Below are 367 nucleotides of genomic sequence, written 5' to 3'. Positions count from 1 at the left end.
GCCAGGCACCGCTGTACGATTTGGCTCTCGCCAACGGTCTGCTGATGGCGACATTGAATCAGACGAAACTCTCGCTGCTGACCCGCTTACGTGGCGATCGTGGTCAACGGGGAACGCGTCGCACGCTGCATTATTACTTTGTCGCACAGGATATTCACGAGCGTGCCAGCTCTTCTCATATTCAGTATCAAACATTGCGTGAACATTTTCGCCACAGCGACGTGCTGTTCCGTTTTCAGCGGCTGATGTCGATGCAGGGCCAGGCGTGCCAGCAACTGTCACGCTGTATTTTGTTGCGTCAGCCTTATCAACATGATCCGCATTTTGAGCGCGCTTTTACGCATATTGATGCTGCGCTGGAGCGGAT

General features: G+C 53.7%; 1 protein-coding gene. It reads left to right on the top strand.

All coding sequences use genetic code 11. The annotated features are described in order from the left end of the window. Positions 1-367, top strand: a 367-nt coding sequence (locus EOS_RS42845; protein WP_047898318.1) for an FUSC family membrane protein, incomplete at both ends; no start/stop codon positions are given.

Origin of the sequence: Caballeronia mineralivorans PML1(12), assembly GCF_001028175.1 — a bacterium.
GTDB classification, from domain to species: domain Bacteria; phylum Pseudomonadota; class Gammaproteobacteria; order Burkholderiales; family Burkholderiaceae; genus Caballeronia; species Caballeronia mineralivorans.
The sequence above is the reverse complement of the archived record's forward strand: the minus strand, read 5'-3'. Positions and strand labels throughout refer to the sequence as shown.